Here is a 22,372-nt window from a genome sequence, read left to right on the forward strand (position 1 = left end):
TAAGACCCCCGCAAGTGCCGTCTCTCGTAAATGTCCAAAAACCCGCTACTCGCAGGTGGATGCCCTCACAGTTACCGTATATCTTCCTCCACAAGGAAGGCTTGATAATGGTCACTAAATATTGAGCTTCCGTAAAACTAACATCGGTTTTAGACATAAATAAGTTACGCACACCGCAGGATGTATTATTTACTTGTCGTTATATTATCACATTGTTTCCAATGTGTAAAATATAATTTTTTTGAAGCAATCTCTTGCTTGTGACCTTATTTTAATACAAATTATTTTTGCATGCAAGTGATTAATCTTCTTCTTTTGCAATTTGATTTTCTGGATAAGAAATCCAATCACTCCAGCTACCTGTATACAATTTAACATTTTGAAAACCAGCTAATTTTAATGCAACTATGTTCGGACACGCTGTAACACCAGAACCACAATATACGATTGTTTCCTTCTCTTTATCAAGATTTTGGAAACGCCCTTGCTGTTCCTCTTCGTTTTTAAAGTGTCCCGATTCTAAAATCCCATCTTTCCAAAAATAGTTTACTGCCGTCGGAATATGCCCTGCCTTCGAATCAACGAGCTCTTCCGCACCAGCATAACGTTTTGATTCCCTAGAATCAATTAATGTCATATTTGCACCTGCACGAATTTTCCCTCTCACATCTTCCATCGTTACAAGCATATTTTCTTGTATTTCCAGTATAAAAGGTTTTCGTGCAATAACTGGGATATTCGGCGTTGTGTGTAATCCATTCTCTTTCCAAGCCGGAAGTCCACCATCTAATATATACACTTTCTCATGTCCTACATAGTTTAATAACCACCATAAACGAGAAGCCATTGCACCAGCTTGACTGTCATACGCAATCACTGTCGTATGTTCATCAATCCCGGCCTGTGAAAGCTTGTCTGCAAACTCCTCAATATTTGGCAACGGATGGCGGCCACCATGTTCTGCTACAGGACTTGATAAATCTAAATTTAAATCAAAATATAACGCATGAGGAATATGTTCTTCCTCATACTTCTCTCTACCCCAATTAGGATTCGCTAAATCAAATCGACAATCGATTATACGGACATTCTCATCTTCTATATGCTCACGTAACCATTCGACTGTAACTATCATCTTTAACGACCTTCTTTCTCTTGCAAACGACTTACATACTCCATAACCATTTCTTCTGTAACAAATTTACGCTGCAGTGTAACACCATTTTTTGCAAGATCATTAATTTGCTTTGTTACAACATTAATGATATCAACCGAAAATTCTTTCCCCTTTGACGCAAGAGATACGGCTGCTTCAATAGCTGCTTCACGCTGCGCATCTAATTGTAAACATGCTTTTACACTTTCATTTTGTTTACGAGAATGTGCTGTAATTGCTTTATGTACTTCCATCTTCTCTTCCCCCTAAATAAGTTATACGTTCTTATTCAATTCCATTGCAAGCCGAATCATATCGCGACATACAATCCCATTTTCAATAATCTCTTCTTCATAATGCTTTGAAAAGTAATCAAAATCAATAGAAAAAATACGAAATCCACATTTTTGATATAGAGCAAGTTGTGAAACACTAGAATTGCCTGTACCAACTTCAAGTTTTGACATACCATATCCTTTAGCAGTTTCTACGGCATGACTTAATAGCTGCTTTCCAATCCCTTTTCCTTGCAAATGCTCTACAACCGCAATATTCATAATTTCCATTGTCCTTGGTCTTGTTTCCAAAAGCACATATACACCGATGATTCTTTCTTCTTGTTTAGCTATATACGTAAACCCTCTCTGTACATATGCATCAATTTGGCTTTCACTTGGATCAGCAAGAAGTAATAAAGATTTCGGTATAGCTTCTTTCGAAATACGCTCTATGACAACAGACATAAAAATTCCCCCTCCTCTATTGTTCTAAACCCCCCTTGTCTACCATAGATAATAGAAAGGAGGGATTCACCATGGACAACAATGAGAAAAAATGCAACGTCATCTCTATTGATGGAAAGAAAAAGAAGAGCGACACATATTCCTATCCAAAATTAGTAGTAGAAAACAAAACGTATGAGTTTTCTTCATTCGTCTTATGCGGTGAAACACCAGACGGCAGACGCTTAGTTCTTACCCATATGATTTCTACTGATGAGTTTGCAGGGTTTGTAAAATCTTTAGATACTGTACTACAAAAGAAAATTGAACGAATCTTTTTTTCATAACAGCTATTTAATATAAATTTCTTTTTCAATTTCTACTAACTGCTTTTGTAGCTCTTCTTTACTTTGTTCGTATAGTGATACATCAATTGTTTCAGCTAAAGCGAATAATATACTTTCATAATAATTCTCAACATCTTGCTGCATCACCTTTTGGAATAGGTTCCATTTTGCATCCCACTCTTGCTTATAATGATGAACGAATAAATCTTCTTCATCAACTACATAGTTTGATACGAAAGGTTCTAACACTCCTTTAGCGTCTTCTTGCATAAAAGCTTTATCATTTTTTTCAAAAAAGCTTTTCTCATTTTTAAAATGTGCTAGTGCCTTTTTAAAATCTTTTATTTCTATTGAAGGAAACGGCTCTTTATGTGTAATAATTTTATATTCATAATCCACTGTTCCACCCATAGAAATCGATTCATTTTTCACTTTGCAATTCACAACAATTTCATCCTTTGCACGCTTCATCGCTTCATCTATCCATTTTTCAAGACGTAATGATGTCGCACGCATTTCTTGTAATAAATCATGTTGAATAAATGAAACTAATTCCATTACACATTGCTGCAACTGCATTTTCACATTCCCATCTGTTCGTAACGACGCCGGATTAATAAATTCAGTAAACACATCGTTATAGCGTAAAAATAGACGTTGGTGTACATAATAAAGCAATTCTTTCACTTCATTTTGCATTGCTTGCTCTTCAGCAAGTACACTATATGATGAAATAATATGAAGTAGCTGATTACGCTCTGCTTCATATTTTTTTGTTTGCTTCTCTTTCTCATCATTTCCCTGCTTTGCGCCATTTATCATATTTACAAGAAGCTGATTCGCTCCTTGCAATGCACCATATAAAGCATGCACAGATACAAGCATTAAATCCCTCATCATAAAGGACGTAAATGATTCTTCAAACTTAGTAATCCCGGAGTTTTGTAAAATACCATACTTTTCTTTATCAATACTTTTCCCTTGCTTTTCTTCAAGCGCACATAAACTTGAAATTGCAAATAAACGTGGATTTCTAATACCGTATTGCAGGAGCTGATCCGCAATATAACCTTTTACCATTTCAAGTTCTTCTTCAGATTGTGCTAAATCGGCAGCATTTATTAAGAAGAACATTTTATCAAGTGCAAATGTATCCTTTACACGACCGAGCTGAATTAAAAATTCACGATCCGCACGAGAGAAAACATGATTATAGTATGTTACGAATAAAATAGCATCTGCGTTTTTAATATACTGGAATGCAACATCCGTATGGCGCGCGTTAATAGAATCCGCCCCTGGTGTATCTACAAGAGCTACTCCTTGCCTTGTTAAAGCACAATCATAATAAAGCTCCATATACTCAACAAAGCATGATTTTTCTTCATTAGCTACATAATCAGAGAACTCCTCTAATGTAACTTGTAATTGTTCCCCTAAATGATTAGCAACTGCCTCATATCCTTTTTGTACCGCTCGCAAAAAGCTAAATGTTGTTTTTTGCTTCCCGCTTGGTGAAGGGTATTTCATAATTTGATCAATTTTCGTTAACGCTTCTTCCAATGTAGCAATTTCATAGTGAAACATTTTATAAACAGCTTTCATATCTTCTAACAGCGCTTGCTCTGACTTAAACTGGACAATTACCGTTCCATGTGGTTTATCTTCTGTAACTGGCAAAATTTGATTTATTGTTGCTGTCGTTGGGTTTGGCGATACAGGAAGTACCTTTTCACCGAGCAATGCGTTAGCAAATGATGATTTCCCAGCACTAAAAGCTCCAAATAACGCTACTGTAAATTGCTTCGTTTCTACACGCTGTCTTTTTCCAACTACTTCTTGCTGTAGATGTTTCAGTGTAGGCAATGGATCTAATATCATTTCAGCTTTCTTCACTTTTTCTAATATACGCTGAATATTTAAAGCTTTCGTTCCTTTAATCTCTGCTTCACTAGCCGCTACGTTATCATTTACAATTTCTTGCTCTTGTAGTGTAAACTTCTCACTAACAACTTGTTTTTTACTTTGTAATATTTCGTCTATTTTCAATCCATCTGGTATAGAAACATTTTCATTCCAAATATCTCCTAAATAGCTCTCATATTCCTCATACGTCTTAATGTATTGTAATTTTGTTTCTTTTGCTGTTTGTAACATCGTGTATTTTTCAATTTCTTCTTCAATACGAGCAATCTCTATCTTCACTTTCTTCTGCAATATACCCGTACTTTTTCCAAAGATTTGCTGAGATTTCATAAAGTATCTTTTCTTTAACTCATTTGCAACGTCAGCAGTATAAAGAAGTAAGTAATCACCGGTAAATCCAGCCCCCTGTTTAATTGTTTCAGCCAACACTTCCGGTCCGAAAGCAATTTCTAACGCATATATGTCTTTCCCTATTTCCTCTGTAAATAACCCTTCTTCTTTTAAGAAGGCTACAATAAATTCTTTCACATGAAAATCAAGTTGCGTTTCAACAGTCTTTTGAAGAGCAGAATAAAAAGTATCTACACGTCTCTGTTTTTCTTGCTCCGTCTTTCCTTTCGCAAATAACAAACCAACTTTAAACTTCGTTAATTTCGTTTCTAAATATTTATTTGCCAATTCTCTCATTTCAAATGGCATTAAATATGCGTTATCTAATATGGCTTGTAAACCTTTTATAAATTCATTTCTCACATCAGATTCTTTACTAGCCACCCGATTTTTATTTTCAGTTAACTCTTCCTTTTTTTCAACTATCTCTGAAAGTGACAGTGGTGATGTTAATTCTTCTTCATATTTCATGAGATATTTTTCATTTTCAGAAAGAATAAACGAGCAATGTTCTTGCAGTAAATATTCTGTTTCTCGCTCCATTCCCTTTCTTACATACTGCTCTTTTTCTTTCATGATAGAAAAGATTAATGCTTCTAAACTTTGAATTTCATTGTATGGATGATTCATCATTCGCAATGATGTATAGAAAATACCATCTACTTCAATATCCCAGTTAGAAAAAGACTGTTTTACACTATCTCTATACTCTTCAAACGATAACTCATTTGCTTTATGTTTATCTATTTGATTTACAACGAGATAAACCGTTTTATTACGTTGTTTCAATTCTTTAACAAACTGTAAGTTAACCTCTGATTGGACATGGTTATAATCCATCATATAGAAAATAACATCAGCTAGATGTAGTGTTGATTCCGTCGCTAATTGGTGGGCATCATCCGTAGAATCAATTCCGGGCGTATCAACTAACATAACCCCATCAGGAATTGGCGCATCATTTCGATAAATATGAACACCAATTACTTCATCACCGTCTTTACATATTTGTTTTAATTCTTCTGCTGAATATGCGCCGTCATATTCATACTGTTCTCCAGACTTAATCGTTACAACAACACGATCAGATCCTCTTTCAATTTTAACAACGTTAGCACTCGTTGGAATCGGACTTGTCGGTAATAATTGCGCTTTATATAGGTGATTCATCATTGTCGATTTCCCCGCAGAAAAATGACCACAAAAAGCTAGCATAAGCTGCTCTTGTTTATATTTTTGAATCACTTCAAACAACTTCAAACTATTCTCTACATCGCCGTTTTTTTGCCACTCTTCATAAAAACAAACAAGTTTTTTCATACCGTTTGTCTGTACTATGTTTGTCATCCCCTTGTTCCCCTTTATCCAAGATGTATATACTTTATCCCGCTATTTGTGGGCAGTAAAAACCCGTTTCGTGCGGGCTAGTAATCAGCGAGGGATAGACCTCCCCGCTGATTAAAGTTTCACTTTATTATCATACTAAATTTTCAGCATATTCACATCAAAAATAAAAAATCCCTTTCATTCTTTTTACAAATGAAAGGGATTTTATGTAATATTATTCATTTTGTTGTTCCTACTCCATTTAATACATACTTTGTAACACCAACATATATAGCAATTGTTCCTGCAACAAGTGCATACACCATATTAACACACCAACCTTTTTTGATAATGATTATCACTTTTGAATACATTTTATCATTAAAGAGAATCATTATCAACAAATTTCTAAAAAAAGAAAGCTCCTTCGGGAAAAGGAGCTTTACTGCCTGTTTTAAAGAAGTTTAAAACTTGCTGTGCACTCTTATTATATCTCATAATACACATCTTAGCAGTTTTAAAAATTGGAAATAACCTATATACCCTCCTCTTTACATTTTGTATAATAGAGTGAAACTGTAATTAGTGGGGATATTTCCCATCACCACTAATTATTAGTTGAACCAATCGGGCTTTTACAAGCAGTTGATCCCCCACCTAACTTCCTCGTATTCACTGAATTTTGAGGTGGGAGTCTTACTACTTGTTAATGCGGGATAAAAGGGAATTACTTAATAAGGAGGAAAATAATGACACAAAATATTTCACAAGGCGAGAGGATACATTCCATCGATATTATTAGAGGAATAGCTGTACTAGGTATTTTTCTTGTTAACTGGCCTGTTATCGCTGGGATTGACTCACGTGATCTTTCAGGAGTTTATGAGGGGCTAGATAGCTATATCCGTCTATTTTACGATATGTTTATCCAAACAAAGTTTTATACAATCTTTTCGTTTTTATTCGGCCTAGGCTTTTACATTTTTATGACTCGTGCTGAAGCGAAAACAGATCGCCCAAAAACTTTATTTGTTCGTCGCTTACTTATTTTATTATTATTTGGGTTCTTGCATTACGTTCTTTTATGGGACGGAGACATCTTACATAGTTATGCCATCGCTGGATTTTTCTTATTTTTATTTTATAAGAGAGAACCTCGTACCATTTTAATATGGGCAATCGTTTTATTAAGCATTTTTCAGTTTTTCATGCTAATCGCTAGTATAGTGGTTGCCTTAGTACCAAAGGCAGAGTTAGGGTTTTCCTTACCGATCATGCCACTTGAAGACTGGGTGTCACAAATACAAAATCGTTTCCATGCATTTTACTCTGAAGGAATTGGACTAAACGCATTCATGCTCCCAGAAACAGTTGGACTATTTTTACTTGGTTTATACGCCGGCAAAAAAGATATTTTTCGCCGCACGAAAGAGTTGGATTCAAAGCTTAAAAAATGGCAAATCATTATGTTCATTTTGACATTACCAATGTGGTTCTTCATGGTCCGTTACTTCTTATCAAAACCATCTTATGAACCATTTTATATGCAGGCCTTTACAATGTTTAGTGGAAAAACATTATTCATATTCTACATTTTCACGCTCATGCGTTTATTACAAAAAGAAAGATGGCAAACATTATTACGTCCGTTCCAATATGTCGGACGAATGGCGTTAACAAATTACATCACGCATACGATTATTACGTTACTTGTATTCGGCCTATTTTTCAAAAATTATTATCCCGCTCCATTATGGGTAGGACCACTATTTTGCATCGGTTTCTACACGTTGCAAATCTTTATTAGCCGCTGGTGGCTGTCACGTTATCAATATGGGCCACTTGAGTACATTTGGCGTCTTGGTACGTACGGGAAAATGATGCCACTTAAAAAGAAAAGCAAGGTCTCATAATGAGACCTTGCTTTTTTTACGCTTCTCTTACTGCACTTTGCATAGACACTGGCTCTTCTTTTACTTTACGCTGCGGCACCATATTAAATACAATATTTAAAAGTACTGCTGATGCACTTCCAAGTACAATTCCGTTATCTGTCAAAATACGAATGTTTTCCGGAAGCTGTGAAAATAACGTTGGAACAACTGTAACTCCAAGTCCGATTCCGACAGAACATGCAACAATTAATAAATTTTCTTGTTTTCCAAAATCAACACTGCTTAACATTTTAATACCATATGCCATAACCATGCCGAACATTGCTAGCATTGCACCGCCAAGTACTGATTTCGGAATAATTGTTGTAATGGCTGCGATTTTAGGAATAAACCCAAGAGCAATTAACATACCACCACAAGTATAGATAATGACGCGATTTCTTACTCCAGTTAATTGAACAAGTCCTACGTTTTGAGAATATGTTGTGTATGGAAATGCGTTAAAAATACCACCTAGAACCATTGCTAATCCTTCTGCGCGATAACCTTTTGTTAATTCTTTTTCACCGATCTTTTTATTACAAATATCAGATAATGCAAAATATACCCCTGTTGCTTCCACAATTCCTACGCAAGCAACGAGAATCATCGTAATAATTGGCGTTAATTCAAATGTTGGTGTACCGAAGTAAAATGGCTGAATACCGTGGAACCAATCCGCTTCTCCAACCGCTTGCAAACTTACTTTCCCCATAAATGCTGCAACGATTGTACCGAACAATAGACCTAGTAAAATAGAGATTGAACGAATAAATCCGTCAAAGAAACGATACATAATAATGATAAATAATAAAACACCAAATGCTAACGCTAAATTTTCTAGACTTCCGAAATCTTTACTTCCAACTCCTCCAGCCATATCATTAATAGCTGCTGGAACAAGTGTAACCCCAATAACTGTAACGACAGATCCTGTTACAACAGGAGGAAACAGTTTTACAAGCTTCCCAAATAATTTCGCGAAAATAACAACAAATAATCCCGCAGCAATAATTGCTCCATATATAGAGGACACGCCGTATTGTTTACCAATTGCAATCATCGGTCCAACCGCTGTAAATGTACAACCAAGTACAACCGGAAGCCCAATACCGAAAAAACGATTTGATAATGCTTGTAAAATCGTTGCTACGCCGCACATTAATAAGTCAATCGATACTAAATACGTTAATTCTTGTTGATTTAAACCAAGTCCCCCGCCGACAATAAGAGGAACAATAATTGCGCCAGCGTACATGGCAAGCATGTGCTGAATACCAAGCGATGCGATTTTAAATGGGTGCTGCTTCATCGTTAGTTCACCTCCGCAGTTTCTTGCTGTACAAATGTAACTGTGCCGTTATCAAGTGATGCAATTTCTGCTAGTGATTCAACACGAACACCCTGTTCACGCAGCTTCTTTCCTCCATCTTGAAATGCTTTTTCAATAACAATGCCAATTCCCGCAATACTTGCCCCGGCTTGCTCTACTAAACTCATTAAACCTAAAGCAGCCTGACCATTTGCTAAAAAGTCATCAATAATTAATACATGATCATTTTCATCAATATGATTTCGAGATAATGAAATCTCGTTCGTTTCTTGTTTTGTAAATGAATATACGTTTGCAACATACATATTATCTTGTAACGTTAACGATTTACGCTTTCTTGCAAAAACTACTTTTACACCAAGCTCTAAAGCAGCCATAACCGCTGGTGCAATGCCTGAAGATTCAATCGTCACGATTTTTGTAATGTTCTCTTCTTTAAAACGCTTAGCGAATTCTTTTCCGATTTCTTGCATAAGTACTGGATCAATTTGATGATTTAAAAATGCATCTACCTTTAATACATCACCAGATAAAACCTTTCCTTCGTTCAAAATCTTTTCTTGTAATACTTTCATGTTAGTTCCTCCTCTTATGCAAATAAAAAACTCCAAAAGCCGCCACCACTCGTTACAAGTGAGAGACGTGCTTTTGGAGTTTCGCAAAAAAGAATGCTAAACAAGCAAATATATTCGTCCTCACTCATAGTCAAAGTATTTACGGTACTTCGGTAGAAACTTGCAGGCCATATCCCCGCGATTATATGAGTGTAGCTAACTTATTTATTTATAGAAGGATTATAACGCACTTTTTTCACTTTGAAAAGCATTTATCGAAAAAACACGTACGAATTTTATGAAAATACTATTTTCGTTCGAGTTTTGCAAACTCTTACATTTCATATTTAAGCGTCGTTAAAATGATAGGACCATCCTTCGTAATCGCAATTGTATGCTCATATTGAGCTGATAATTTACCGTCCATCGTTCTTGCAGTCCACCCATTTAAATCTACTTTAGAATATCGCATACCTACATTTACTATGGGCTCAATTGTAATTACCATTCCTTTTTGTAACTTAGGCCCTTGTCCTTGTTTACCAAAATGAAAAATCGCTGGTTCTTCATGAATCTCTTTACCGATCCCGTGTCCCGTAAAGTCTCTTGCAACAGAAAACCCTTCAGAGGCTACATAACTTTCAATTGCGTATCCAATATCTCCAACATGGTTACCACTTATTGCTTGCTCAATCCCTTTATATAAAGCACTCTCTGCTACTAACAATAACCTTTTTGCTTCATCAGAAATATCTCCAACTATATACGTCCATGCAGAATCCGAGAGCGCACCATTTAAGTTTACTACCATATCAATTGTCACAATATCTCCTTCCTGTAAAGGTACATCACTAGGGAAACCGTGACACATTTCATCGTTTACAGATGCACATATCGCATATGGATACCCGTTGTAACCTTTCTGTTCAGATATTGCACCATGCTTTTCTAAATACGCTTCAACAAACGTATCAATTTCTTGTGTCGTTATTCCTGGTTTCATCATTTTTGCAATTTCTCTATGACAAGAAGCTAGTAACTTCCCAGATTCATGCATCAAATCTATTTCATTTTTCGTTTTAATTGTAATCATACTACCTCTCCTTACTAAACTTGCTATTTGCTACTAAACTTCAATCATACACATCCTCTTCCAAAATTTCAAAACTTCTAATTACAACAAGTACAAAAAAACATCATTTATTTCTACATCAAAATAAAAAAACAGAAGCTCTCCTCTGTTTTTTAATCATTTTTACATATATAATTCATTTTCAAAAACTCAAAACAACTACCATTTGTTTTCTGTATAAACGTTCCAACAGCTTCGAATCCTGCTCTTTTATACACTTTAATCGCTCTTTCATTAAATGTCGCTACTGATAGTGTTATATAGTTACATCCGTATTTTTCTTTACTAAAAGCTAGTCCAGCTTTTACGAACTGTAGACCAAATCCATTCCCAGTTATATCAGGTCTCATTCCAAGACCTATATCAACCGTTTGATTATTTATGTTACTAAAACTAAAGAAACCAATGAGAGTACCATTTTCCTTCACAGAAAATGTATGATTCCCTCTACTCTCATCCTCTAAAAACTCAGCTAAATCTTCTTCATCTGCCTCTATATCATAAAAAGAATACTCCCCTTCATAATGCCAGTTGTATGCAATTTCTTCTGCTTCCGCTTGCGACATTACTGTAAACATATAGCCCATTTCTCTCACTCCCTCATAAAAAAAAGCTGCAATTAAGCAGCTCCTGTTTTATAACTCATAAATCTCTTTATATTTAGCTTCTAAATAATCAGCTAAGTAGTTTGCATTTAAACCTTCACCTGTCACATCTTTTAAAATTTCAAGTGGTTTTTTCGTTTTGCCATATTGGTGAATATTCTCTGTTAACCATTCACGAATTGGTGTCACGTTTCCTTCTTCTAATAATGCATCAAAGTTTGGAATATCCTTTAGCATCCTATGTTTAAATTGCGCTGCATACATATAACCAAGCGCATAAGATGGGAAGTATCCAAATGAACCACCAGCCCAGTGAACATCTTGCAATACACCTTGTGCATCGTTTTCCGGACGAATTCCTAAATATGCTTCCATCTTATCATTCCAAGCCGCTGGCAAATCCTTCACTTGTAATGTACCATCAAATAATTCTTTCTCAAGTTCATAACGAACCATGACGTGAAGCGGATATGTAAGCTCATCTGCTTCTATACGAATAAACGATGGCTTCGATTCGTTAATCGCATCATAAAACTCATCTACTGATATATCATTGAATTGACCATCGCTATACTCTTTTAATAAATCATAATTTTTCTTCCAGAATGATTTATTACGACCGATAAAGTTCTCAAAGAATAATGATTGTGACTCATGAATACCCATAGAAGTTCCACTACATAGCGGTGTACCTTCAAATTCCTCCGCAATATTTTGTTCATATACAGCATGGCCACATTCATGAATTGTTCCAAACACTGCCATACGGAAATCTTTTTCATCGTAACGAGTCGTAATACGAACATCCCCTCTATTTAATGTAATTTCAAAAGGATGTACCGTTTCATCAAGACGACCCGCTTCAAAGTTATAGTTCAATTGTTTTAATAACTCTAAAGTAAAATTCTTTTGTTTTTCTTTTGAAAAATGTTCAGCTAAGGCATTTGTTTTTAATTCTTTTTTAGACTCAGAAATTTCTTTCACAAGCGGAACGATACGTTCACGTAGTTGACCAAATACATGATCTAACACTTCTACTGTGATTCCCGGCTCATACATGTCTAATAGCGTGTTATATTTGTACGTTTCGTAACCCCAATATGTAATAAACTTCTTTTTGAATTCAACAATTTTTTCTAAATACGGACGGAACATTTCGAAGTCAGATTTTTCGCGAGCTTCTTCCCATACACTTTCCGCTTTCGCTTCTAATTTCACATACGCTTCATATTCCGCTTGTGGAATTTTCTTATTTCTATCATATTCTTTACGACACTCTTCAACCATTTTCTTTGTCGTTTCAGAAAGTTTATTTTCAACAATTAAAGATTCTAGTTCAGTTAAATAGTTCCCCATCTCATCTGAAGTCGACATCGCAAACACTTCGGATGAAAGCATTCCAATTACTTCTGAACGCTGGTCTACTCCTTGCTTTGGTGCACCTGTTCTTAAATCCCAAAACATTAAGCTTAATGCCTCTCCGTAATTCTCTATCTTCTTGACATATGTTAAAAATTGTTTTTCCACTTCATATGTAGCAACTGTCATAGTATAAAAAACCTCCTTTTTCTACCTCAAACTTATTTCGACACTGAAACATAAATTCCTTTTCTAATAGAAAAAAAGCTTGGCAAATGCCAAACTTTTCCCTACAACATTTTTTCGCTTAAAGTACTTTTCCTTCTACCGGAAGTACTTTCTTCACTGCTTCTATCACTTTTTCATCTTCATTATCTGATAAGAATAATGATATAGCACCTTTATCTTCACTTGTACGAATTAAACGTCCAATTCCTTGGCGAAGACGTAAAATCATATAAGGCACATCTACGTCCCAGAATGGATCATTCACATGTTTACGCTTCGCCTCAAACACAGGATCGTTTGGAGGGAATGGTAATGACCAAATAATAACATGTGATAATGATGAACCTGGAATGTCTAAACCTTCCCATAAATGAACGGCACAAAGTACAGTCTCTTCTTCATTTTGGAAACGAGAAACGAGCTGACTAATTTCTTGATCTCCTTCATATAGGAACGGAACTGACATTTGCTCTTTACTTACATATTCTTTAAACGCTGCAAGTTCTTGCGTTGTACGGAATAATACGAGTGTACGTCCATTTGTTTTTTGTATATTTTCAAGTGTATATTGACACTTTCTTTCCCATTCATTTTCTTTCGTATACGGAAGTAAGTTTACTGTCATTTGCTCTTCATAATCAAACGGCGAAGCAACTGAGAATGATAAGTAATCTTTTACCCCTAGACTATTTGCAGTAAATGCGAACGAATCATTGTCAGATAATGTCGCAGAAGAGAAAATATATGGAATCTTCTTCGAGAATACTTTTTCTTGTAACACTTCTTCAACTGCACGCGGCATAATAACTAACGTGAAAGCACCATCGCCTTCTTCACCCCACGTAATTACATTTTTCTCGTGCATGAAAAGACGAAGTGAATGCTCTAACACATCTAAATGCTCATCAACAATATTTAAATCGTATGTGTTTACTGTATGCATTTCACTTTCAAATACTAATGCATCACCGACTTCACCGATTTTCGCATAAAGTCTTTTCGCTTCTGCAGTTACCTTTTCTGTCACAGTAATTTCTAAACGATCAGAACCTTCAATTTCCTTTTTATTCTCTTGTAGTACCCCAAAGAATTGTTCAGTTTGCCAAATTGTTTCTTCTACTAAATGTGCGAACTCTTCACGAATATCATTTTGTAATAATCTCGTTAAAAGTTGCTCCATCATCGTTTGTTTTAAACGGTACGTTAAAGCTTTTTGAGCTGCATATTCTACAAGATGCCCTTCATCGAATACAACGCAGCTACTTTCTGGTAATAACGGAATTTGTCCTTCACGTTTGCGAGCTTCGTACGTCCAAATATGATCCATATAGAAATCTTGAGAACAAATGATTAAATCTGCCGCTTTACGATAATGCTCGCGCGAAAGAGTTTGACCACAACGATGACGAGAATCACAAGTGAAGCAATCTTGGAAGTAATCCCAGTTTACCTTTGACCATTCCTCGTCATTTAACAGTGGAAATTCTTTTCGATCACCATAGTGAGTAAAGTTCTGCATCGTACCATGATCGAATACGAACTGAGGTAATTCGTAATATACATCTTCAATTACTTCTGGAGCTCGTCCACTCATAACATCTTCTAGTTTACGTAAACATAAATAATTATCCATTGACTTCGCAAGTCTAACATCAACAGATAGCCCTAATGCTTCAGATAACTTAGCAATGTCTCCTTCTTCTTTCACAAGCTGCTCAATTAACGTTTCATCTGCACAAGCGATAATAGCCGGCTTCCCTGTATAACGTGCATAACAAATTGCATATAAAAGATATACAATTGTTTTCCCTGTTCCTACACCTGCTTCTGCAAACATAACTTTCTTCTCTTGGAAAGCGCGCTCTAACTGAAACGCCATAAAAATCTGTTCATCACGCTCTTCAAAGCCTTTTTCCGGAAGAATGTCGTAAAACACATCTCCAATCCACTCATTCAACTTATCATAAAAATTATCTTGTTTTCCTACTTCAAATGGTAACCTATTCTCAGTAAACATCCTTAGCCTCCAACCAAACAGTTTTTCTATAAAAAGATATAGCAACTGCTACTCACATATGTGCAGCCACTTTCCCCTGTTACAATACATAGAAATACACGAAAAAAAATTTCCCTTTCGAAAAAGGAAAATTTTTTTCTATATTAATGACCTTAAATAACGTTTATCAATCGCTGTTTCATGTGAAAGAGCTGACAAATATTCTTCCTGCGCTTTTTGTATTCCATCTACAATTGCACCTTGACTATCCACTTCTTTTCCGAGCTCATCATACGTACGGTGAATAGCTTTTTGAATCATCGATAATTGGAAACTATCCATATCACTTCCTCCTTTACGCATTACATAATAGCCAGTATATGCGTGCTGGAGGAGTTTTATACTATGAATTACGCGGTGGACGCTTTCCGAAGTATTGATAGTAATCTGTACGGATAAATCCGTTAAACAGTTTACGCTTTTTCGATGCATCTTTCCCATAACATTTCTCAAATGCTTCATAACTTGTTAATAAATACATTGACCACGTATCTAATGGGCGGAATACCTCTCCCATTTCTTTATATAATTTTTCAACAAGCGCTCTTTCACTTAAACGTTCTCCGTATGGAGGATTCGTTACAACATAGCCATATTCCTCTTTTGTCGTGAAATCTTTTACTTGCATTTGTTTAAATGATATAAGATCCCCTAATCCAACTTCTTCTGCGTTATCTTGGGCAACTCTTATCATACGGTGATCGATATCTGATCCAATGATTTGCAATGGTTGATTATAATTAGCTAAATCTTCAGCTTCTTGACGAGCTTCGCGCCAATTTTGTTTACCAACCCAGCCCCATTCATCCGATGCAAAGCCTCGGTTAAATCCTGGTGCGATATTTTGTCCAATTAATGCAGCTTCAATTGGAATTGTACCAGATCCACAGAAAGGATCAACGAAAGGACGATCCGCCTTCCAGTTTGTTAACTTAATTAAAGACGCAGCTAATGTTTCTTTTAAAGGCGCTTCACCTTGCTCAAGACGGTATCCACGTTTATGAAGACCTACACCACTCGCATCGATTGTTAACGTCGCAATATCCTTGAGCATTGCAATTTCAATACGGAATAACGGTCCATCTTCTTCAAACCAAGTTGTGCGTCTATACGTTGTTTTTAATTTCTCAACAACAGCCTTTTTAACGATACGTTGGCAGTCTGAAACGCTAAATAATGTTGATTTCAAAGATTTCCCAATAACAGGGAATTCTCCGTTCTCTGGAATATAATCTCCCCAGTTTAACGCTTTTGTTTTTTCAAATAACTCATCGAATGTCGTTGCTTTAAATTCGCCGACTTTAATTTTCACACGGTCTGCAGTACGTAACCATAAATTCGTACGACAAATCGCTTTTTCATCCGCTTCAAACGTTACCTTTCCGTTTTCCACTTCACATTCATAACCAAGATCGCGAACTTCTCGGGCAACTAACGCTTCAATACCCATTGCCGCTGTTGCAATTAAAGTAACTTTTCCCATTTGCATTCACCTCTTATGTATAATCAAACAATAATTAATAACATGTTGTCCTATTAATTATCACATATTACGAAGAATATTCTCACTTACCATTTTAACTCACAACTTATAACTTCATACAAATAAAAAGCCCTCCTCTAACAAAGGAGAGCTGAGTTATTTCATAGTTGGTTCATAACGTTCTGTAAGCCATGTTCTGTTCCTTTGTACTGCAAACGGCCCACGCCTCGTACTCCGGTGGTAATCATCTATCTACAGGTTACGAAAACCTGTCCTTTTCCGTCGTTCATTTCCTTGGAAAAGATTCCCCTACCATTATTTGGGTTTCTCGCTCGTGGGGTTTACCTCGTTCCACTCCTATCATTTCTTCAAGGACTTCGTCACTGTGGCACTTTAAAGGTAGTCAAACCATATCCGAAAGGACTTAGGTTTTTTCCCTGCCGTTAAACCAGCCTTGCAGCCAGAATACCCTAGCTTATGACTTGGCTAGGCACGAACACTACAGCCATCTCAGGCCGTGCGAGCATGGACTTTCCTCTACAACGTTGGCGTTGCAGCGATTACCCAAACGTTATGACAAACATTAGTATAGTGGAAACAAAAAGATTTTGCAATGTTTTTTTCTATGTAAAATGCTTTAACCTTTTTGTTACCTTAATTTATTCGTATAACTTACTTCCAAATACAGCTTTTTCTAAATTAGATAGACGTTTTAAAATATCCGTATTCGTATTGTTATACACTGGTTGTGCAACTGGTGTTTGTACCGGTTGTTGCGGAACTTGTGTTGCCGCTACTTTTTGTTCTTCTAATTCACGTTTCAAACGAGCATTTTGTTGTTTTAATTGATCAAATTCCTTATGAAAAGCTTCATAATCTTTAATAATCATATCAAGAAACTTATCTACTTCTTCTTGTTGATAACCTCTCATACCTGTTTTAAATTCTTTTTCTAAAATATCTTTCGCTGTTAATTTAATTTTATCCGAAATCATTTTCTTCACCTCAAATTTTTGCCAAAGCTTTCATTAACTAAATTTTTTCAGAAACAACGCCTTTTGTCAATCAAATATACGAGTACTATATTACATATTACTCTGCATTATTCCACTGTTCCTCTTCCATTATATCTTGTAAATCAGAAAAAAGAATGAAATAACTGTGATAATTTTCTATTTCTCCTTTTTTCTTAGCTGCTTCTACAATATATTTAGGGCTCCCAGACTTTTCTTCATCATATACAGCTAAAAGTGCATCGCTTTTTTCAATAAAAAATTGATTCTTTAATTTAAATTGCTCTGGGCTTTCGTACTTCCGTTTCGTAATACTATCAATATGATCTGCTTGTGAAAGAATAAATTCGTAATATTCACGGTTATCTTCCTTCCAATTTTCCTCTTGTTCTAAAAAAGGAGTAAATACAGCTAATTTTAAATTTGGATATTCTACTTGAATTTCAAAAACAACTTCAGCAGCCCATAGCTCTACTCCTAACTGACCACTTATAATAACCCACTCCAAACCTTCTTCTACAAAAACAGTTAATTTACGACGCAGCGCCTTTTTTATACACTCTACTCCTGGGTGATCATTTTTAAATATTCCAAGTTCAAACGGCTTATATCCTGTTACAGCAACAACCTTCATATCAACACTCCAATTACAAAAAAAGAACTAGCATTTCGCTAGTTCTAACATATCATTTACTTTTTAAACATTCCACCAACGTTTGGTCCGATATTTGGTCCAAATGGTGATACATTCGGTCCTGGTCCAAATGGTGACACGTTCGGTCCTGGTCCAAATGGTGACACGTTCGGTCCTGGTCCAAATGGTGACACATTCGGTCCTGGTCCAAATGGTGATACTTGATGCCCATGGTGATGATGACCATGACCACATGGTCCACATCCGCCGCCAAATCCACCAACAGATCCTGGATCACCAGGGTCTACAACATTTACGTTCGAGTTTGTTTGTGGGAAGAAGTTTTGATTTTTAATTTGTTGATGATGTACATGTGTTGTATGCGTTGGGAAAATGTGTGGCACCACCGTTGTTGAAAAAGAATGTGTTACGCATTGTTTCGTTGGATGAATGACAGGAGCTGTCGTACAAATAGGTCCTACAGGCTTATGCCCTCCAAAGCAAGGATGACAATGATGCATAGTTTTTCTCTCCTCTCTCATTAAAAAAATCTGACTACACTTTACAATATGAGTGAGGGGCTAAAGCCGCTTGTTATATATACCCATTTATTTCATGGAAATTTGTCTAGTATCCAATTTCATACGTAATACCTATTATAGACAACCCCCTACTATTATTTACCAAAAAAGCCCCCGACTTGCTTAACAATCCCTGTTACTTGATTCATCGCGTTCATCATTTGTCCAGCCGTGTTCATCATTTTATTTACATCGTAGTTACCATCTGATGATTTAAATTGTGAAACAAAACTAGAAAACTGACTTGGTTGCTGTTGCTGTTGCTTTTGTTTATTCATCGTTGGATATGGTTGTTTTGGTGGATAAAACATAGCTTGTTGATTTACATATTGAGCTGGCGACATGTAGTTTTGTGAATTCATATACGCTTGCTGTGGTTGATTCGTATACATTTGCTGCGGCTGATTCATATGCGGTTGTTGTGACTGATCCATGTGCGGTTGTTGCGGTTGATTCATATACGCTTGTTGCGACTGATTCATGTGCGGTTGTTGCGGTTGATTCATATGCGCTTGCTGTGGTTGATTCGTATATGCTTGTTGCGGCTGATTCCCAAACGACACTTCAAATGGTTGATAATAATTTTGGTTTCCATAATGAGGCTCGAAAGGATACATATTATATCGTAAATATGTATCCTCATTATATTGATACATATTTTGCTGTGCATATGGATTTGTTTGCTGATATACATTAGGTTGTTGAAACATGCATTCTCTCCTCCTTGACATAAGTTTCTACATATAGAATATGTACCTATAAAATAAAATGTGTGACGGAGTACCTGTCTGTTTTTGTCGGAAGTTTAAATTTTTAAAAAAATTAGAAAGTAAACCCTTCCATGCTATGATAATAAGGAAGAAGATTCTCATGGGGAGGAATCAACATGGTATTAGGGGATTTAAAACAAGCGTTTTCTCAAAAAAAGGGGTATTACACAGAAAATTCGAATGAACTGTTAGACTTTGCAAGACATTGTTATCTTGAAGGAAAAGTATGCATATCAGATTACCGAACATTAATACGAGAGTTAGAAATAAACGGTGCAACAAAACCTACAACAGTGACAGAGGCATAAAGTGAAACTTTAATCAGTGGGGGTTTTGTTCATCCCCCACTGATTATTAGCCTTCACCAATCGGGCTTTTACGGGCAGTTGATCTCCCACCTAACTTCATTGTTTCAGCCGAGTTTTGAGGTGGGAGTCTTACTGCCCGTTAACGCGGGATAAAAAAACAAGAGGGTTTTCCCTCTTGTTATTTACATTGATCTACGATATTTTGCAAAGTATACGAAATAGCTTGATGAGTTTCAAAGAAACGTTTGCCTTTTCCCTTATTAACAAAACATTGTAGCACATTAGTTTGTAAATTATCATACACTTGATCAATTTGTTGTACATGTATATACTTAGGTCGTTCTTCCTTTATCCACCTATAAGCTAATTCTTTCCACATCTCTAACTCCGCATCTACAATATCAACAAATGGCTTCATATCCTTATAAAAATCATATTCAGCCATCTCTCTTTTTTTCACATTCGCTTCATCATTATACTGCATTAACTTCTCCGAAGACTGGATTAATGCTTCATGTCCCATTTTGTTCCCACCTTATTATGCACTCACTACGACGTTTTGAAATGTCTTTACCCAGCTCCCTTTTTCTTCGTGATGCACTAATTTATTTTCCATATGTTCTATATGCATTTCTGTTATTTCTATCTTATTGCGTATTTTTTCACCTTTATCCTTCAATGCATGATTCATTCTAATCCCAATCTTCATTTCCAGCAAATCGAGAGAACTTAACATTTGATCCATTTTTTTCATAACATCTTCCTTCTGAACCATCGCCATATTTAAAACGCCCCCTTCTTTGCCTTTCCTTTGTCATGTAATTTCGCCGATTGATTAATTACTCCTTCTCACATGACAAAACTAGTTGATATTCGTCAAAGAAATCATTTAGTATGCCATTATTAGAAATGGTAACAATACAAAAAGGAGGTGTATTACGATGGCAAAAAATAAAAACGAAAAAAAGAAAAAGCAAAACAAACAACAAAACAAACCTGAGACTGGTAATCCAAAGCTTGATGGTCCAAATTTCCCCGCTACATAAAGTGAAACTTTAATCAGTCGGGTTTTGTTCATCCCCCACTGATTATTAGCCCGCACCAATCGGGTGTTTACGGACAGCAGGGCTTCCACCTACCTTCTTTGCTCCAGCCAAATTTTGAGGTGGGAGTTTTACTGTCCGCAAATAGCGGGATAAAATGACACTTTAACCAAAGTGGCTTTTACAAACAACTATTTTCTAGTCTACCTTACCTCTTCGCTTTCGATAAGTGTTGAAGTTAAAGTCGTACTGCCGGCAAATAGCCGATTAGAAAGTAACTTGTTGTAGAGCATATTACTTTTAATAAAGAAGTCCCGCCCTCATTTAAGAAGGCGGGACTTCTTTATTATATCATGAACTCATCTATTCTTTTAACAAAACTACTTAATATAGAAAGAGTATGTATTTGCTCCCTCTTCTTTCTATACCATTCTGTTATATTAATTTCCCCCTTAGGTTTTTCAAGTAAAAATAATGAATCTATTTCCAACCCTTCACTAAACCAATCTTTTTCAATTAATTTTTCATGAGTGACAATAGAATACACATCCCGAAGAGCCGGCGTACGTGATTTTCTAATGCCCCTTATATTACATTCATAATCCATTCTTGACCCTGTATGCCTAGTTTGCACTGCAAATTTATAAAAAGAAGACTTATACTTTGAATGAAATAATAACCAAGCTAATTGCTTCCCCAGTTCTATACGTTTTTGCAACGTTTCAAATTGATAAACTGAAAATCCATACATTCCCCCTTCCACCGTTGGAAAAATAACTGCACTAACATGAAATATTTCTTGAAATTTGAACAGTGCAGTATCAAATACATATTTTTGAAAGTATGCATTCTCAATTACTGGTTTTTGAATTTTATTTTGTTCATTAATAATAAGTGCCGTCATAAGCCTATTTATATCTTTTTTCTCCCAAAACGCGCCCCATTCTTTTTCCATAAAAATTGATATGTTGAAAAATTGTAACAAATGGAAGAGCGGCGCACATCTCTTTTTACTTTCCTCATACAATAATAGTTGAGGAAATGCATCTAAGAAAATGAGCCAATTAGCTTTCTCATACAAAAGAAATAATCGTCTCTTAACTGTTTGAGATAAAAGATTAGAATAATATTCTCCTTCTAAATCTGTCATGTTCCATCCCCCATTCCTTGAAACCATACTCGCTAAAAAAGACCATCTAATTTCTCTATTTCTCAAATAATATTCTTGGTAAGTTTGTGTACGTGAAATATTATCTACGTTAGCTACATCCGTTCTCTTCTTAATATTAAGAACTATAACTTTTTCCTCTTCTGTACAAAAAATATCATTACGGTTCTGTTTAATTTTTTCATAATCATTCCATCGAAACATGAGTAAGTCACCATACCTTTCTTGAAAAAGGTCACATCTTTTTTCATTTTTTGATATAATCACCTTTGTAAGTAATTCTTATCAAGTTGGGAGTGGACAA

24 protein-coding genes, 2 other RNA genes and 1 riboswitch are annotated in these 22,372 nt (G+C 35.7%); of the genes, 4 read left to right on the plus strand and 22 right to left on the minus strand.

Features of this window, described 5'->3' with window-relative positions; all coding sequences use genetic code 11:
* Positions 1 to 2: 2 nt before the first annotated feature.
* The 4 genes from ssrS to JFU18_RS07550 all read right to left on the minus strand — a co-directional run bounded on the left by ssrS (position 3) and on the right by JFU18_RS07550 (position 1,899).
* A non-coding RNA gene (gene ssrS, locus JFU18_RS07535) (6S RNA) lies at positions 3 to 185 on the minus strand.
* Between the two features lie 116 nt (positions 186 to 301).
* A complete protein-coding gene (locus tag JFU18_RS07540; protein ID WP_201034940.1) occupies positions 302 to 1,135 on the minus strand; it encodes a sulfurtransferase in 834 nt (277 codons plus the stop codon).
* A 2-nt stretch (positions 1,136 to 1,137) separates the two neighbouring features.
* Positions 1,138 to 1,410, minus strand: coding sequence for a YpbS family protein (locus JFU18_RS07545; protein WP_000451806.1), 273 nt, complete (start codon positions 1,408 to 1,410; stop codon positions 1,138 to 1,140).
* Positions 1,411 to 1,431: 21 nt separating this feature from the next.
* Positions 1,432 to 1,899 carry a GNAT family N-acetyltransferase gene (locus tag JFU18_RS07550; RefSeq protein ID WP_002086567.1) on the minus strand — a complete coding sequence of 156 codons (468 nt, stop codon included), beginning with the start codon at positions 1,897 to 1,899 and terminating at the stop codon, positions 1,432 to 1,434.
* 71 nt (positions 1,900 to 1,970) lie between these two features.
* On the opposite strand from JFU18_RS07550, the gene JFU18_RS07555 reads away from it, so the two are divergent.
* Complete coding sequence (locus JFU18_RS07555; RefSeq protein ID WP_000369740.1) at positions 1,971 to 2,225, plus strand: DUF3931 domain-containing protein; 255 nt, start codon at positions 1,971 to 1,973, stop codon at positions 2,223 to 2,225.
* 3 nt (positions 2,226 to 2,228) lie between these two features.
* Here the strand turns inward: JFU18_RS07555 and JFU18_RS07560 are convergent, their stop codons facing one another.
* Both JFU18_RS07560 and JFU18_RS07565 read right to left on the minus strand, forming a co-directional pair.
* Positions 2,229 to 5,888, minus strand: a complete 3,660-nt coding sequence (locus JFU18_RS07560) for a dynamin family protein (protein WP_201034939.1) — start codon at positions 5,886 to 5,888, stop codon at positions 2,229 to 2,231.
* A gap of 218 nt (positions 5,889 to 6,106) precedes the next feature.
* Positions 6,107 to 6,262, minus strand: coding sequence for a hypothetical protein (locus JFU18_RS07565; RefSeq protein ID WP_002011935.1), 156 nt, complete (start codon positions 6,260 to 6,262; stop codon positions 6,107 to 6,109).
* 354 nt (positions 6,263 to 6,616) lie between these two features.
* Here JFU18_RS07565 and JFU18_RS07570 point away from each other — a divergent pair, with 354 nt between their 5' ends.
* Positions 6,617 to 7,780 (plus strand): DUF418 domain-containing protein, encoded by a 1,164-nt coding sequence (locus JFU18_RS07570; RefSeq protein WP_201034938.1) that lies wholly within the window; start codon positions 6,617 to 6,619, stop codon positions 7,778 to 7,780.
* 16 nt (positions 7,781 to 7,796) lie between these two features.
* Here the strand turns inward: JFU18_RS07570 and pbuX are convergent, their stop codons facing one another.
* The 13 genes from pbuX to JFU18_RS07635 all read right to left on the minus strand — a co-directional run bounded on the left by pbuX (position 7,797) and on the right by JFU18_RS07635 (position 19,489).
* On the minus strand, positions 7,797 to 9,113 hold the full coding sequence (gene pbuX, locus JFU18_RS07575; protein WP_002168774.1) for a xanthine permease PbuX: 1,317 nt from the start codon (positions 9,111 to 9,113) through the stop codon (positions 7,797 to 7,799).
* Between the two features lie 2 nt (positions 9,114 to 9,115).
* A complete protein-coding gene (locus JFU18_RS07580) occupies positions 9,116 to 9,709 on the minus strand; it encodes a xanthine phosphoribosyltransferase (protein ID WP_002086571.1) in 594 nt (197 codons plus the stop codon).
* A gap of 107 nt (positions 9,710 to 9,816) precedes the next feature.
* Positions 9,817 to 9,918: riboswitch (purine riboswitch) on the minus strand.
* 104 nt (positions 9,919 to 10,022) lie between these two features.
* Positions 10,023 to 10,781, minus strand: a complete 759-nt coding sequence (locus JFU18_RS07585) for a type I methionyl aminopeptidase (RefSeq protein WP_201032811.1) — start codon at positions 10,779 to 10,781, stop codon at positions 10,023 to 10,025.
* A 152-nt stretch (positions 10,782 to 10,933) separates the two neighbouring features.
* Complete coding sequence (locus JFU18_RS07590; RefSeq protein ID WP_002166059.1) at positions 10,934 to 11,407, minus strand: GNAT family N-acetyltransferase; 474 nt, start codon at positions 11,405 to 11,407, stop codon at positions 10,934 to 10,936.
* 48 nt (positions 11,408 to 11,455) lie between these two features.
* Complete coding sequence (gene ypwA / locus JFU18_RS07595; protein ID WP_002030824.1) at positions 11,456 to 12,973, minus strand: carboxypeptidase; 1,518 nt, start codon at positions 12,971 to 12,973, stop codon at positions 11,456 to 11,458.
* A 118-nt stretch (positions 12,974 to 13,091) separates the two neighbouring features.
* Positions 13,092 to 15,029 carry an ATP-dependent DNA helicase gene (locus JFU18_RS07600; protein ID WP_002011942.1) on the minus strand — a complete coding sequence of 646 codons (1,938 nt, stop codon included), beginning with the start codon at positions 15,027 to 15,029 and terminating at the stop codon, positions 13,092 to 13,094.
* Positions 15,030 to 15,167: 138 nt separating this feature from the next.
* A complete protein-coding gene (locus JFU18_RS07605; RefSeq protein ID WP_002126488.1) occupies positions 15,168 to 15,350 on the minus strand; it encodes a DUF3921 domain-containing protein in 183 nt (60 codons plus the stop codon).
* 61 nt (positions 15,351 to 15,411) lie between these two features.
* Positions 15,412 to 16,551, minus strand: a complete 1,140-nt coding sequence (locus tag JFU18_RS07610) for a THUMP domain-containing class I SAM-dependent RNA methyltransferase (protein WP_002011868.1) — start codon at positions 16,549 to 16,551, stop codon at positions 15,412 to 15,414.
* Positions 16,552 to 16,731: 180 nt separating this feature from the next.
* Positions 16,732 to 17,123, minus strand: an RNA gene (gene rnpB, locus JFU18_RS07615) — RNase P RNA component class B.
* Positions 17,124 to 17,210: 87 nt separating this feature from the next.
* A complete protein-coding gene (gene gpsB, locus JFU18_RS07620; protein WP_000622426.1) occupies positions 17,211 to 17,546 on the minus strand; it encodes a cell division regulator GpsB in 336 nt (111 codons plus the stop codon).
* Between the two features lie 97 nt (positions 17,547 to 17,643).
* Positions 17,644 to 18,198 (minus strand): SLOG family protein, encoded by a 555-nt coding sequence (locus JFU18_RS07625; RefSeq protein WP_002030808.1) that lies wholly within the window; start codon positions 18,196 to 18,198, stop codon positions 17,644 to 17,646.
* A gap of 56 nt (positions 18,199 to 18,254) precedes the next feature.
* Entirely contained in the window at positions 18,255 to 18,719 is a 465-nt protein-coding gene (locus JFU18_RS07630; protein WP_085310121.1) for a CotD family spore coat protein, read from the minus strand.
* A 155-nt stretch (positions 18,720 to 18,874) separates the two neighbouring features.
* Positions 18,875 to 19,489: a YppG family protein gene (locus tag JFU18_RS07635; RefSeq protein ID WP_201034937.1), complete on the minus strand. Its 615-nt coding sequence runs from the start codon at positions 19,487 to 19,489 to the stop codon at positions 18,875 to 18,877.
* 176 nt (positions 19,490 to 19,665) lie between these two features.
* Here JFU18_RS07635 and JFU18_RS07640 point away from each other — a divergent pair, with 176 nt between their 5' ends.
* A complete protein-coding gene (locus JFU18_RS07640) occupies positions 19,666 to 19,857 on the plus strand; it encodes a YppF family protein (RefSeq protein WP_002030817.1) in 192 nt (63 codons plus the stop codon).
* 178 nt (positions 19,858 to 20,035) lie between these two features.
* Here JFU18_RS07640 and JFU18_RS07645 read toward each other — a convergent pair whose 3' ends face one another.
* Positions 20,036 to 20,380, minus strand: coding sequence for a YppE family protein (locus JFU18_RS07645; RefSeq protein ID WP_002011864.1), 345 nt, complete (start codon positions 20,378 to 20,380; stop codon positions 20,036 to 20,038).
* Positions 20,381 to 20,395: 15 nt separating this feature from the next.
* Positions 20,396 to 20,638, minus strand: a complete 243-nt coding sequence (locus tag JFU18_RS07650; RefSeq protein WP_002030820.1) for a hypothetical protein — start codon at positions 20,636 to 20,638, stop codon at positions 20,396 to 20,398.
* Positions 20,639 to 20,756: 118 nt separating this feature from the next.
* Between JFU18_RS07650 and JFU18_RS30325 the strand changes: the two genes are divergently transcribed.
* Positions 20,757 to 20,903, plus strand: a complete 147-nt coding sequence (locus JFU18_RS30325) for a phage portal protein (RefSeq protein ID WP_306302660.1) — start codon at positions 20,757 to 20,759, stop codon at positions 20,901 to 20,903.
* A gap of 343 nt (positions 20,904 to 21,246) precedes the next feature.
* Here the strand turns inward: JFU18_RS30325 and JFU18_RS07655 are convergent, their stop codons facing one another.
* A complete protein-coding gene (locus JFU18_RS07655) occupies positions 21,247 to 22,272 on the minus strand; it encodes a DUF2515 domain-containing protein (protein WP_201032808.1) in 1,026 nt (341 codons plus the stop codon).
* Positions 22,273 to 22,372: the final 100 nt, after the last annotated feature.

It is taken from the genome of Bacillus sp. TH22 (genome assembly GCF_016651015.1).
GTDB classification, from domain to species: Bacteria; Bacillota; Bacilli; order Bacillales; family Bacillaceae_G; genus Bacillus_A; species Bacillus_A mycoides.

What these genes read in the sequence shown, in the direction of transcription:
- JFU18_RS07540 (WP_201034940.1), bottom strand. Translation starts at nt 1,135, where the DNA reads ATGATAGTTACAGTCGAATGGTTACGTGAGCATATAGAAGATGAGAAT.
- JFU18_RS07545 (WP_000451806.1), bottom strand. Translation starts at nt 1,410, where the DNA reads ATGGAAGTACATAAAGCAATTACAGCACATTCTCGTAAACAAAATGAA.
- JFU18_RS07550 (WP_002086567.1), bottom strand. Translation starts at nt 1,899, where the DNA reads ATGTCTGTTGTCATAGAGCGTATTTCGAAAGAAGCTATACCGAAATCT.
- JFU18_RS07555 (WP_000369740.1), top strand. Translation starts at nt 1,971, where the DNA reads ATGGACAACAATGAGAAAAAATGCAACGTCATCTCTATTGATGGAAAG.
- JFU18_RS07560 (WP_201034939.1), bottom strand. Translation starts at nt 5,888, where the DNA reads ATGACAAACATAGTACAGACAAACGGTATGAAAAAACTTGTTTGTTTT.
- JFU18_RS07565 (WP_002011935.1), bottom strand. Translation starts at nt 6,262, where the DNA reads ATGATTCTCTTTAATGATAAAATGTATTCAAAAGTGATAATCATTATC.
- JFU18_RS07570 (WP_201034938.1), top strand. Translation starts at nt 6,617, where the DNA reads ATGACACAAAATATTTCACAAGGCGAGAGGATACATTCCATCGATATT.
- pbuX (WP_002168774.1), bottom strand. Translation starts at nt 9,113, where the DNA reads ATGAAGCAGCACCCATTTAAAATCGCATCGCTTGGTATTCAGCACATG.
- JFU18_RS07580 (WP_002086571.1), bottom strand. Translation starts at nt 9,709, where the DNA reads ATGAAAGTATTACAAGAAAAGATTTTGAACGAAGGAAAGGTTTTATCT.
- JFU18_RS07585 (WP_201032811.1), bottom strand. Translation starts at nt 10,781, where the DNA reads ATGATTACAATTAAAACGAAAAATGAAATAGATTTGATGCATGAATCT.
- JFU18_RS07590 (WP_002166059.1), bottom strand. Translation starts at nt 11,407, where the DNA reads ATGGGCTATATGTTTACAGTAATGTCGCAAGCGGAAGCAGAAGAAATT.
- ypwA (WP_002030824.1), bottom strand. Translation starts at nt 12,973, where the DNA reads ATGACAGTTGCTACATATGAAGTGGAAAAACAATTTTTAACATATGTC.
- JFU18_RS07600 (WP_002011942.1), bottom strand. Translation starts at nt 15,029, where the DNA reads ATGTTTACTGAGAATAGGTTACCATTTGAAGTAGGAAAACAAGATAAT.
- JFU18_RS07605 (WP_002126488.1), bottom strand. Translation starts at nt 15,350, where the DNA reads ATGGATAGTTTCCAATTATCGATGATTCAAAAAGCTATTCACCGTACG.
- JFU18_RS07610 (WP_002011868.1), bottom strand. Translation starts at nt 16,551, where the DNA reads ATGGGAAAAGTTACTTTAATTGCAACAGCGGCAATGGGTATTGAAGCG.
- gpsB (WP_000622426.1), bottom strand. Translation starts at nt 17,546, where the DNA reads ATGATTTCGGATAAAATTAAATTAACAGCGAAAGATATTTTAGAAAAA.
- JFU18_RS07625 (WP_002030808.1), bottom strand. Translation starts at nt 18,198, where the DNA reads ATGAAGGTTGTTGCTGTAACAGGATATAAGCCGTTTGAACTTGGAATA.
- JFU18_RS07630 (WP_085310121.1), bottom strand. Translation starts at nt 18,719, where the DNA reads ATGCATCATTGTCATCCTTGCTTTGGAGGGCATAAGCCTGTAGGACCT.
- JFU18_RS07635 (WP_201034937.1), bottom strand. Translation starts at nt 19,489, where the DNA reads ATGTTTCAACAACCTAATGTATATCAGCAAACAAATCCATATGCACAG.
- JFU18_RS07640 (WP_002030817.1), top strand. Translation starts at nt 19,666, where the DNA reads ATGGTATTAGGGGATTTAAAACAAGCGTTTTCTCAAAAAAAGGGGTAT.
- JFU18_RS07645 (WP_002011864.1), bottom strand. Translation starts at nt 20,380, where the DNA reads ATGGGACATGAAGCATTAATCCAGTCTTCGGAGAAGTTAATGCAGTAT.
- JFU18_RS07650 (WP_002030820.1), bottom strand. Translation starts at nt 20,638, where the DNA reads ATGGCGATGGTTCAGAAGGAAGATGTTATGAAAAAAATGGATCAAATG.
- JFU18_RS07655 (WP_201032808.1), bottom strand. Translation starts at nt 22,272, where the DNA reads ATGTTTCGATGGAATGATTATGAAAAAATTAAACAGAACCGTAATGAT.